At 58.9% G+C, this 9635-nt stretch carries 10 protein-coding genes; 7 read left to right on the forward strand and 3 right to left on the reverse strand.

The genetic code is table 11. From position 1 onward, the window contains the following. Positions 1-13: 13 nt before the first annotated feature. Positions 14-433 (reverse strand): helix-turn-helix transcriptional regulator, encoded by a 420-nt coding sequence (locus QTI66_RS35970; RefSeq protein WP_286565163.1) that lies wholly within the window; start codon positions 431-433, stop codon positions 14-16. Positions 434-819: 386 nt separating this feature from the next. Between QTI66_RS35970 and QTI66_RS35975 the strand changes: the two genes are divergently transcribed. The 7 genes from QTI66_RS35975 to QTI66_RS36005 are packed head-to-tail and all read left to right on the forward strand — an operon-like array spanning position 820 to position 7038. Beyond that, positions 820-1749: a hypothetical protein gene (locus QTI66_RS35975; protein WP_286565164.1), complete on the forward strand. Its 930-nt coding sequence runs from the start codon at positions 820-822 to the stop codon at positions 1747-1749. Next, on the forward strand, positions 1746-2885 hold the full coding sequence (gene dbpB / locus QTI66_RS35980; protein ID WP_286565189.1) for a DGQHR domain-containing protein DpdB: 1140 nt from the start codon (positions 1746-1748) through the stop codon (positions 2883-2885). Before QTI66_RS35975 ends, dbpB (QTI66_RS35980) begins: the two co-directional genes overlap by 4 nt. Continuing rightward, the gene (dpdA, locus tag QTI66_RS35985) at positions 2882-4180 is read left to right on the forward strand and encodes a tRNA-guanine transglycosylase DpdA (RefSeq protein WP_286565190.1); all 1299 of its coding nucleotides are present in this window, start codon (positions 2882-2884) and stop codon (positions 4178-4180) included. Before dbpB (QTI66_RS35980) ends, dpdA begins: the two co-directional genes overlap by 4 nt. Next, complete coding sequence (dbpB, locus tag QTI66_RS35990) at positions 4177-5253, forward strand: DGQHR domain-containing protein DpdB (protein WP_286565165.1); 1077 nt, start codon at positions 4177-4179, stop codon at positions 5251-5253. Before dpdA ends, dbpB (QTI66_RS35990) begins: the two co-directional genes overlap by 4 nt. A gap of 5 nt (positions 5254-5258) precedes the next feature. Next, positions 5259-5963 carry a 7-cyano-7-deazaguanine synthase QueC gene (queC, locus tag QTI66_RS35995; protein ID WP_286565166.1) on the forward strand — a complete coding sequence of 235 codons (705 nt, stop codon included), beginning with the start codon at positions 5259-5261 and terminating at the stop codon, positions 5961-5963. Next, complete coding sequence (queE, locus tag QTI66_RS36000; protein WP_286565167.1) at positions 5960-6595, forward strand: 7-carboxy-7-deazaguanine synthase; 636 nt, start codon at positions 5960-5962, stop codon at positions 6593-6595. The genes queC and queE overlap by 4 nt, the downstream gene beginning before the upstream one ends. After that, the gene (locus QTI66_RS36005; RefSeq protein WP_353506271.1) at positions 6592-7038 is read left to right on the forward strand and encodes a 6-carboxytetrahydropterin synthase; all 447 of its coding nucleotides are present in this window, start codon (positions 6592-6594) and stop codon (positions 7036-7038) included. Before queE ends, QTI66_RS36005 begins: the two co-directional genes overlap by 4 nt. A 56-nt stretch (positions 7039-7094) precedes the next feature. On the opposite strand, the gene QTI66_RS36010 is transcribed toward QTI66_RS36005, so the two are convergent. Next, positions 7095-9098, reverse strand: coding sequence for a hypothetical protein (locus QTI66_RS36010; RefSeq protein WP_286565168.1), 2004 nt, complete (start codon positions 9096-9098; stop codon positions 7095-7097). Next, positions 9095-9634, reverse strand: coding sequence for a phospholipase D-like domain-containing protein DpdK (gene dpdK / locus QTI66_RS36015; RefSeq protein WP_286565169.1), 540 nt, complete (start codon positions 9632-9634; stop codon positions 9095-9097). The genes QTI66_RS36010 and dpdK overlap by 4 nt, the downstream gene beginning before the upstream one ends. Between the last annotated feature and the right edge of the window lies 1 nt (position 9635).

Genomic DNA, 9635 nt, shown 5'->3' on the forward strand with positions numbered 1-9635 from the left:
CCAACTCACGGAGTCAGTCTCGCCGCGTGCATAGCCACGCGCGAATGTCACGTACTCGCCAAGCCGTCACTCCCTCGCTCAGCTTGACGGGTTTGGGAAACCTGCCGTCAGCAACCATGTGCCACAACGTCGAAGAGGAGAAAGGAAGGAGCCCTTGCGCGTTTCGTCGCCTCGGCGTCCGGACCAGATCTGCTAATCGAAGGAATGCATCATCGGAAAGCTTATCGAACCAGTCAGATTGAGCGACTGCCGATGACGGCCGCGCGTTGATCAGAGTCTGTTTTGCCTCGACAGCGGCACGCTCCTTTTCCACTTCATGAATTTCGCGGGCGCATTCTTCAACCTCGCTGCGCAGAAAGTCCAGACATCGACGCAAGAAGGCCATCTCACGCCCTAGCAGTTGAGACTTGAGTTCGTTCGCGTTTCCGTTCATTTGACCTCCCAGACAACGAGAAGCAGTTGAGTTCGAGGCGGCACCTCTTCTAGTGGTGTCGTCGCAAGTTACTTCATCTTCCTGACCGTCGAGCGGCTTCCACTGCCGGACTTGCGCTGAAGGTCATCCAGTCCCCGCGCGCGAGTCGCACCCTCCGACTGCGCGTGCGCAAGCAGGCTTGCCTGGCGGGTGAGTTGATCGCGAAACTCACGATCAGGGTGCCTGCACAGGCAACGCCGATCGCACGGCAGCACGTCGAACAAACAAGCCATTCTGAAGTAAGAATAACTGCAGTTTACTGGAATACTGGTTACGAAAATAACTGCAATTACAGGTCCTTCGACGCTACAATAACTGCGACTCAAGACTCTTTGCACACGCCCGTCATGATTGAACGGTTCGGAATCATCACGAACTGCACCGCCCGCAAACGTGCAGTCGAACCGGTGGCACGACTCAAGCCGGCTCAACTGACGGGCGGCGCCGCGCTCGTGGCCGACCGCTGGCTGTGCGCCACCGCGAACACCGAGGCAGCGACCACCGCAGGGGAACTCTACGTGGGTCGCGCCATGTCCGAAAGCAAGGCTGTCGCGACCCATCTAGCTGCATCGCTGCATGTGGTCTCGGCTGGTCTGGGCCTCGCCGCCCAAGATGATCCCGTCCCGAACTACGACATGACCGTCGCAACCGGTGTCGGTTCTCTGGCCCCGGCGCTCGCGCAAGCAGGATCTGGCACGTCGGACTGGTGGCAAGAACTGAATGCCCGCAAAGGAACGCCACTGCCCTTGAGCCAACTGGTCAATCGATCCAAGAGCACTCGCTTCCTGATCGCCCTGCCCTCAGCCTACGTCGCAATGCTGGAGCGCGATCTGGCGCACATACAGGACAAGTCGCTCGATCGCCTGCGTATCTTCACCTCAGCCAGCGGCGCCAAGTCTGTCGCCCCTCGTCTGCAGTCCTGCGTCTTGCCTTATGACGAGCGCCTTGAGGGACTCAAGGGATACGCCGGCACACGCTCGGACTTTCCGCAGCGGGCGATGCGCCACTTTGTGGAGCAGATTCAAGGTCACGCCATGGACGCCGAGCTTGCCAAGGAGGCGGTCCGCCAGGCGTTGAATCTCCTCAAAAAGCCTCTGATTCCAGCGCGTGTCCGTAAGACGGATGCGGAAATCCTGGACCTCATCCGCACTCAGTGGTGCACCTACGCAGGCAGTTCCTCGCGCCTGCATCGCTACCTCCGAGACACCGCCCTTGTCGCCTGCGAACAGGCACGGTTCGGTGGTCTATGGCGCCAAGTCAAGACCGAGATTCAATGAAAACCCACAAGGTTGCCGCCAAGAAAGAGATCGTCATCCGGGCGCTGCACACGACGCAGGGCCAAGGGTTGGACGTCTACGCCTTCTTTATCAAGGGCGCCGACATCGTCCGGGTGGCCGACATTTCCCGCGTCGATCGGGATGATTCCGACGCATTGAAGGGCTTCCAGCGCCCTGAGATTCGCAGCCACGTGAGGGGGATCGTCGACTACCTCAACCAAGGTGACGTGCTGTTCCCCAACGCCATCATCCTGGCCATGTCCCCCCAGGTGCGCTTCACCGGTTCGCGCGGCACGCGTCCCGCCGGGGACGAGGGCTTGGCGCAAGCCGGCACTTTGACCATTCCGATCAATGAAGCCGGTCAACGGGTGGCCTGGATCGTCGACGGTCAACAAAGGTCCTTGGCGCTCGCGCAGGTCACGAACCGCAATGTCGCCGTGCCGGTAGTGGGCTTCGTCTCGGACAGCTTGGACTTGCAACGCCAACAGTTCATCCTGGTGAACAAGGCGCGCCCCCTGCCCTCTCGACTCATCAACGAGTTGCTGCCGGAGACCAGCGGCATCCAACTGCCTAAGGACCTGAGTGCCCGCAAGGTTCCCTCCGAGATCTGCAATCTTCTCAATCGGGATTCCGAATCCCCGTTCTTCAAGCTGATCAAGCGTCCGTCCGATCGCAGTGATGCTGCGGCCATCGTCACCGACACCGCGGTGATCACGATGATCCGCAACAGCATGAACAATCCACTGGGCGCCTTGGCGCCCTACAAGGCGAGTGCGCGCGACGGAGCTGACGTGGAGTCAATGTATCGACTTCTCATCAACTTCTGGACCGCCGTCAAAACCGTCTTTCCAGACGCCTGGGGCAAGGACCCGCGCCACAGTCGCCTCATGCACTCGGCCGGCATCGAAGCGATGGGCGTGCTCATGGATCGCATCTATGCGCGCTTCTCGGACGCCGATGGCACATACGAAGCGGTCAAAAAGGAACTTGAACGCGTCGCGCCCGCATGCCGATGGACCAAGGGCACCTGGGACACGCTGGGCGTGGCTTGGAACGAGATTCAAAGCACGCCACGCGACATCAAAAAGCTACAGGACGCACTCGTGCGTGCGTACACAACCAGCCCCTCGAAATGAAGTTCTTGTATTCCGACACGCAGGACTACGTCGATCCGGCGTACGACTTTATCAACGACCGCAACGCGCCCAAGCGCGAGCGCTATTGGGGCGACATGTACGCCCATGAGTTGATGAAACCCGCCCCCTACGACGGCCTGCTGGTCTCCATGAGCGCCATCCGCCAAGCCGACGGCGTCGCCTCCTCCAAGGTGCGCTACTCCACCAAGGAAGAGCAACGCATGCTGCGCGATGGAGCACGCAAGTTCCTGCGTTATGACGGCCCTCAGTTCAAGGACTGCATGCTCATGGGCGACTGCGGCGCCTTCGCCTATGTCGAGCATGAAAAGCCTGCCTACTCCCCCGAAGAAGTCGTCGAGTTCTATACCGAGGCCGGGTTCACTCACGGCGTGTCCCCTGACCACATCATCTTCGACTGTGACCTGAGCAATCCCTCGCGGTCCACGATGCCCGAGGCCACGCAAAAGCGCTTTGACATCACACAAGAGAACGCCAAGGCTTTTCTCAAGCTCACGAAGAAGGAGGGCTATCCCTTCGAACCCATGGGCGCCGTCCAAGGCTGGTCGCCTAAAAGCATGGCCGATGCGGCCGTGAAGCTCGAAAAGATGGGCTATCAATACCTCGCCATCGGCGGCTTGGTGCCATTGCGGGTGGACGCCATCCACGTCGTGTTGCGTGCTCTTAGGGACGCCATCAAACCGGAAACCAAGATCCACCTACTTGGATTTGCCAAGGCGGACCAGATCCAAGAGTTCACCGGATACGGCATTACGAGTTTCGATTCCACGTCACCCCTGATTCGGGCGTTTAAAGACAACAAGTCCAACTACTACATGGGCTCGCAAGATGGACCAGGGCTGGACTACTACACGGCCATCCGAATCCCACAAGCCATCGAAAACACGCGCCTTGTCCAAGGTATCAAGCGAGGCATCTTCAGCGCTGAAGACTTGCAGAGACGTGAGCAGAAGGCGCTCAACGCCCTTCGCAACTTCGACCAAGGTCAGGAGACCGCAGCCAAGACCCTGACGGCCGTCATGGACTACCACCGCTTCCTGGTTGAGGGCGAGTCGGAAGACACCGCCAAGCAAGAGAAAGAACTCTCCAAGATGAAGGAGTTGGTTGGGCGCACGCTGCAGGACGCGCCTTGGAAACGATGCGCCTGTGACGTGTGCCGTGCCGTCGGCGTCGAGGTGATCATTTTCCGGTCCAGCAATCGCAACAAGCGCCGCGGCTTCCACAACCTGGGCGTCTATCACAAGCACCTACAAACCACCATGGAGAACGCAGAGTGACCAAATTCAAGTTCACGGCCATCCGGGCACGTCAGGCCGACGGCCATGACGTGTTTTCCTTTGCTGCCACCCCCCAGCAGGTTCTCGCTTTCTCGGAGATCGAGCGCGTCGGCCGCCAGGACGACGGTCAACTAAAGGGCTTCCAGCGTCACCAGATCGCCTCGCACATCAAAGAGATCCGCGACTACTTCGTACGCGACGATGCTCTGCTGCCCAACGCCGTGATCATCGCCTTCATCGATGGCATCAAGGCCAAGGACCGTAGCAATGGCACCGTGGAACTTGAGATTGACGCAACGAAGGCCAAACCTGGTTTTGTGGTTGATGGTCAACAGCGCCTCAGCGCCCTCTCGGGCATCGACAAGCCGGGCTTTCAAGTGTTCGTGTCGGCGCTGCTGTGCAAGGACTACAACGAGTTGCGTCAGCAGTTTGTTCTGATCAACAACACTCGGCCGCTGCCCAAGACCCTGATCTATGAACTGTTGCCGACTGTCGAGGGATTGCCTGAGCGCTTCACCGCTCGCAAGTTTTCCGCACGTATCGTTGACCGCTTGAACTTCACGCGTTCTTCGGCGCTGTTCAGCGAAATCCGCCAGCACACCAATCCCAAGGGCGTCATCAGCGATACTGCCATGCAGCGTCTGATCATGAATTCGGTCTCGGATGGTGCAATCCGCGACTTCATTCGAATGGACGACTACGAAGAGCGTGCCTTTCAGCTTGTCAATGAGTACTTCGAAGCCATCCGAACGGTATTTGGTTCCCAGTGGATAGGAATGACGCCACGCACTTCGCGCCTCAAGCATGGGGCCGGGATTGTTGCAATGGGCTTCGTAATGGAGTTGCTCTACTCGGCGGAAGGCGCAACAACGCGCGAGCAATTCGAACGAGCCTTGCGCTTGATCAAGCCGTACACCGCGTGGACCAGCGGCCAGTGGAATTTCGGCAACGATGACATTTGCCCGTGGAACGGCATCCAGAACACGCCTGGCGATATCGATGCTTTGGCAAATCACCTTGTGCGCTTGACCAAGCGCGAACTTCGCAAGCCTCGCCGCGTCGCAAACGGCTAACCACCATGAACTCCAAAGCTCTTGTCCTTTTCTCTGGTGGCCAGGACTCCACCACCTGCCTCGCATGGGCACTGGAACGCTACGCCCATGTCGAAACGATTGGCTTTGACTACGGTCAGCGCCACGTCGTCGAACTCGAATGCCGAAAAACGGTGCTTGAGCGCTTGCGCTCGCGCTTCCCTCATTGGGCGCCGAAGTTGGGCGAAGACCACATGCTCGACCTGGCGGTACTGGGCCAAGTCAGCGATACCGCTTTGACCCAAGATAAGGCCATCGCGTTTGACAAAAGCGGCTTACCCAACACCTTTGTTCCCGGTCGCAATCTGCTGTTCTTTACATTTGCAGCTACCGTCGCTTACCGCCGCGGCCTCGAAGTCTTAGTCGGCGGGATGTGCGAGACCGACTACTCCGGTTACCCCGACTGCCGCGACAACACCCTCAAGTCGCTGCAAGTAGCCATGAGCTTGGGCCTCGATTCCCCCATGGTCGTCGAAACGCCTCTGATGTGGCTCGACAAAGCAGCCACGTGGGAGATGGCGCGCAAACTCGGCGGCCAGACGCTGGTGGAACTGATCCAGCAAGACACGCACACCTGCTACAAGGGCGATCGCTCCAAACAACACGACTGGGGCTTCGGATGCGGCGACTGCCCCGCCTGTGAGTTGCGCAGCAAGGGCTACACAGCCTTTGCGGAAAAGGCCGGGGCATGACGTACAGCGTCAAAGAGATCTTCTACACGCTGCAAGGTGAAGGAGCCAACGCCGGGCGGCCGGCGGTGTTTTGTCGCTTTGCGGGGTGCAACTTGTGGAGCGGGCGAGAAGAGGACCGGGCAAGCGCGACCTGCACGTTCTGCGATACAGATTTCGTTGGAACAGATGGCGACGGTGGAGGCAAGTTCCGCACCGCCGACGAATTGGCCAACGCCATTGAAGTGAGTTGGCCCTCCGGCAAGAAGCAGCACCGTTTCGTAGTGCTGACAGGCGGAGAACCCCTTCTTCAGGTCGATGGGCCCTTGGTGGCTGCCCTGCACAACAAGGGCTTCACCATCGCCATGGAAACCAACGGCACCCTCGTTCCACCCGAGGGCATCGACTGGCTGTGCGTCAGCCCCAAAGCCGACGCGAAACTCGCTGTCCGCTCAGGCCAGGAACTCAAGTTGGTGTACCCCCAGCCTGGGGTTGACCCAGCACAGTTCGCGGCACTGGACTTCGAGAACCACTACCTGCAACCGATGGACGGCCCAGACCGGGCGGTCAATACCGCCAAGGCCATCGAGTATTGCCAGCAAAACCCTCAGTGGAATCTGAGCGTACAGACTCACAAGATGATAGGCATCCGATGATTTACGAACTGAGCCAGAAGTTCTTCTTCGACGCTGCCCATACGCTGAATCGCAACATCGACGCAGCAGGCAGTCGGCGCATTCACGGCCACACCTACCACGCGGAGGTCTCCCTCATTGGTGAGCCCGATGCCAAATCCGGCATGCTCCAAGATCTCGGCAGCTTACGCCGAAACATCGAGGCCGTCCGAGAACTCCTCGATCACCAGTTCCTGGACGATGTCCCAGACCTCGGCCCTGCAACCCTGGAGAACCTCTGCAAGTTCATCTTCACCAACCTGGTCGCTCGATGCCCGCACTTGGTGGCCGTATCCGTGGAGCGCCCCGCGAGTGGGGACAAGTGTGTTCTGCGCAAAGAGCGCCTCGTCCTCCCCTCCGCGGAGCGCAACGTCCAGCGACCTGAAGGCACATTCGTTTCAGAAGCTTCCGCGTCAGGGACTTGACCGAAGGTCACACTCCCACATTGAAGTCACTTGGCAGAATTCTTTCCCCCTTCCGATCAACCCGCTTCTTCGATCACGGCCATTTGGCGCCGCCGGCTCCAACGCTCCGCTGCCGCAACAATGCTTGCGGCGCCTGTGCCCTGCACATACTCAAGGCGGTCACGGTCGAAATCGAAAGCCCGATATGTCGCATGCGTGCTTGCTGCCCACACATAGAGGATCAGGTCAGCGGTCGCGGCATTTCGCGTGCTCGCGTCCGATACAAGGCTTGTGACCACGGAGACTTTGGCGCCCGTACGCTCGGCAATCTCCTTGGCAGCTTCTCGGGCGCTCGCCTCTTGTAGAGAAACGATGGCGACGCTACTCAAACTGGCGTTGAAAAGGGCGTCATCTTCGGTGTCCGTCAACTTTGGCGTGAGCGGTATAAGAAATTGATCAATCCAGTTGTCATCAACCTCAAGGGCAGACCCGATGCGGCGCCATGCTCGCATCTCCCCTTTTGAAAGTTCGTGTTTCTTTCGTGCGGCCAACTCGAGACCCTCGGTATAGAGGTCCACAAGGCCGTCCGGACTTGGATGCAGCGGCGCGAGGCTGTCCAGCGCCGCTGCGAGCCAGGCAAGCCGGGCCACTATGGGTCTCTGTCTCCACCAACTTCTGACGATTCCCTCGCATTGCAAGCAGTTCTTCGGCGACAGGTTCGCCACCGCCGCCGTGAGACCCAGAACAACCTGCGAGTCGGCATCATTCGCCGCCTCCCCTCTCAACAAGACAAATCCCTCGACCAGGGCCAGATAGACAGCCAGATGCTCAAGCCTCGGGAATCCATGTGACATGACAAATGCGTCTACAAGTCCAGCTATGGCCTCTTGCAGAAGCATGCGCGATGTCGCCTTGCTTTCAATCCCTGGTTCTGAAAGCAGTTCAAGCAACGCCTCAGGTGCCTGAGCGAGAAATTGCACGTCCTTTAGCAAATCCGAATCGAGTTCGCGCATGAGCACCCGCAGGCGATCGGCCCTACCCTGCAACACGGCTTCAAGAAGTGCTGGCCAGTACCCGGCGTCGTTTGCTTCTGAAACCGATACGGAAGATAAGGGCGTCGCGGCGAGTGCCTCCGGTGCCAATGTCGTAGTTGGCGGCATCAAACCCTGCAGGTACATGGCCAGATCCGGATCGATGCCGGGCAGCACGCCAGTCAACCGCTCCCAATCCCGGTCCACGCACGCAGAAAATGCCTGGATTCGTGCAACTTCCAGTTCACCTCGAGTCTCCGCAACAGCTTGAATCACGCGCGGATACCATGTCTCCCGAAACTCCCTCAATGCACCATCGAAACCCACACTTGCCTCGAGGGGCTTGATCGCCTGGCCGTCGATCACTCGCAAAATCGCCGTCGCAATTCGTCGAGGATTGGCCAACTCCCAAACCCGGTGCTGAACTGAAAACCTGAAGAGTTCCGCGGCGGCCCCCTGCGCGTCGAGCAATCGGATTCGCATCTGAAGGGTCCTGGACGCGTGATCAAGGCCCCAATGGTCAATGCTGTCAATGCACGCCGCTGCGCGCTCCCAATCACCAATTCGCAAGGAGCCTACGAAAGCCAAGTGAAGCGAAGCAAGCGTTGGCGATTGATCATTTGGAGTCTGCGGACGGGAGGCCATAAAGCGATGCATTCCCCAAAGTCTCGCAAGAGTCTTATGGATCCTCTCCGTTGGCGATCGCCAACGAAAGTAACCCTCGGGCGCCAGAGCTTTCAGAAGCCCCGCGAGGGGCCCTGTCGACTCCTGACTGCCGACAAACTCAGCTTCCGCGTGCGCAGTGTCCGCTCCCTGCAACCAGGCCTGGACGTCGTCCATGTACTCATGAACAAGCAAGGATCGCGGTCCAAAAGTCAACCACACAATATCCTGGTGCGAACCACGAATGAAGGGCAGTGACGTGACCCCGCCAAGACGGGCTTCCTCGATGAGCGCAAAAAGTGCCTTGCCTGACGGCGTTTCCCCAGTCAGTCCAGAAGGCCAGGTTCGATCCAGGGCCGAAACGAGGTCGTCGAGTTCGCTACTCATTCGGGAAGTTGCCGCCAACGGCGATCGAGTTCTGAGTATGCCGACGCGATCCGTGACACAACCTCCGGGTCGCGTCCGGCGTGATAGCTGACTTTTTCAGTGTTGATATAGACGCCCGAGTACGTCAGGTTCATCGATCCTTCGAGGTAGAAGTCCGGCGTGAGCAGTCCCTTCTCGTGCAGTGCATCGTCTGCCATGCGAACCTTGACACCTGACCTCGCGAAATCAGCGCCTGCAACGAACTGACGTGTGGCTTCTGTGTCCTTGGATATCACGCGTACCGCAGTGAACAAAGCGATCTGATCGAGAACGTCTGCCAGACGGATGCGACTCTTACCTCGCGCCGCTGGCACCATTTCATCAAACTGACGGTAACGGTTGTCGAAGATCGGAAAATCCGAAATCCAGGGACTGCAAACGTAAACCGGACGCCCGTGTGACCAATCAGAACGCATCAAGGTGCAAGCGAATGCTGAACTCAAAAGCGCTCGAAGTTGAGCGCTCACTGCGTTCGACCAGATATCGAGCGTCGGCATC

It is taken from the genome of Variovorax brevis (assembly GCF_030317105.1).
GTDB classification, from domain to species: Bacteria; Pseudomonadota; Gammaproteobacteria; order Burkholderiales; family Burkholderiaceae_C; genus Variovorax; species Variovorax brevis.